The sequence below is a fragment of the Brachyspira catarrhinii genome, from assembly GCF_005518285.1.
In the GTDB taxonomy this organism is placed as follows: Bacteria; Spirochaetota; Brachyspiria; order Brachyspirales; family Brachyspiraceae; genus Brachyspira; species Brachyspira catarrhinii.
Map to the genome: position 1 here is coordinate 1 of NZ_SJDU01000444.1, position 1686 is coordinate 1686.

2 protein-coding genes and 1 tRNA gene are annotated in these 1686 nt (G+C 29.1%); all 3 read left to right on the forward strand.

What is annotated here, in order from left to right:
- On the forward strand, positions 1–466 hold a 466-nt coding region (locus EZH24_RS11320), incomplete at its 5' end, for a sigma factor-like helix-turn-helix DNA-binding protein (RefSeq protein WP_272897899.1).
- A gap of 114 nt (positions 467–580) precedes the next feature.
- Positions 581–1450 (forward strand): hypothetical protein, encoded by an 870-nt coding sequence (locus EZH24_RS11325; RefSeq protein ID WP_137999207.1) that lies wholly within the window; start codon positions 581–583, stop codon positions 1448–1450.
- Positions 1451–1547: 97 nt separating this feature from the next.
- Positions 1548–1621: transfer RNA gene (locus EZH24_RS11330), tRNA-Ala, on the forward strand.
- Positions 1622–1686 lie beyond the last annotated feature (65 nt).

Here is a 1686-nt window from a genome sequence, read left to right on the forward strand (position 1 = left end):
AATTAAAAAAAGCGCAAAAATATCAAAATACTTAACTCAGAAATTAAGTAGAGAACCTACTATTGAAGATATAGCAAAAGAAATGAATATAGACAGAAAAATATTGGAATCTATAACGATGTTTACGCATGAAATTTTAACTACAAGTTCTTCTTATAAAAATTTACATAATAACGATATTAGTTCATTGATAGAAGATAAAAATTTATCTTTTCCTCATCAAAAGTTATTTATAGATAATTTAAAAGATACGATTACGGAAGCGCTTAAATATTTGAATGAAAGGGAAAGAACCGTAATTATTTATAGATTTGGCTTGTATGGAAAAGAACCTAAAACTTTGGAAGATACGGGAAAAGAATTGAATATTACGCGAGAGAGAGTTCGGCAGATACAAATAAAGGCGTTAAAAAAATTGTCGGACATTAATTTGTCGAACGACCTTAAAAATTTTCTTTGGGATTAAATATTATTTTTGACAAAATTGTCTTATAAATTTTTTGATTAAAAAAAAATTGATTTATCCGATTAATTTAATAATAAAACATAATTTTAAATACTTAGAATATAGGATATAAATATGTCAGAAATCAAAGCAAAATTAAAACCTTTTATAATAATTTTAATAGTTCTAATCGTTTTAGTGGCGGGATTTTTTATCACAAGAAGCGTCCTTAACAGTAACGGAGTGGCTTTATTGAATTTTGAATCGAATAACGGAATTGACAGCAACGAGTTTAATAACGATATTTCCGAAGATTCAACAAATTTGGACGATATTTTTGGAGATAATTTAACGAAAGAAGAGAGAGATTTTTTGGCTACGAATAATACGATAACTTTAACCGATACTAACGATATTACGAATATTATTAATACGAATTCTTCCATTCAACTGGACGATAACGGAATATACGAAGTTAATACGAATAATATTCCAGATATTCGTCCCGCTAAACCTAACGTTAATACTTTTCCAAAAACCGATTCTCCTTATGTTTACGACAATACTTCGATAGCGCCAACTTCAACCGAAACTGCAAATATTCAAACTCAAAATGTTAGGATAAGTTCTTTTATCATAAATTATAACGACAGATTTGTAGCTTCAAGAAACAATCCTTTATTAATCACATTGGCTATAAAAACTCCACCTCAAGGCAGATTTGCAAGAATCAGAGTTTACGCAAGAAGAATAGACGATAATTATAATATTTTAAGCAGAGATTTAATATTTTCTTTGCCAAAAATATATGTTATAGACGGACAAACTCAAACTCAATTCTATTTTGCGGGAAGAACTTCATCGACTTCGGGAGCTAATTATTTGCCAAGAGGCAGATATATACTATACGCGGAAGCGGAAATTACGGACGCTAACGGCAGAAATGTCGGAAAAACGGGAAGATATCCTTTGCCAAGATGGAATTATATTATAACTTTAAGATAAAAAACTTTTAAGTTAAAAAATATAATTAAAATCCAATCATTGACTTTAAAGATAAATTATAATAGAATAATTTGTAAATTTATTTTAAATTAATGGCGGGGATGTAGCTCAGTTTGGGAGAGCATCACGCTGGCAGCGTGAGGGTCGTGGGTTCGAACCCCATCATCTCCAATTTATATTATAATAAATATATAATCTTGTATTTCCGATAATATTCGTATAAAATATGCAAATAA

What these genes read in the sequence shown, in the direction of transcription:
- EZH24_RS11325 (WP_137999207.1), top strand. Translation starts at nt 581, where the DNA reads ATGTCAGAAATCAAAGCAAAATTAAAACCTTTTATAATAATTTTAATA.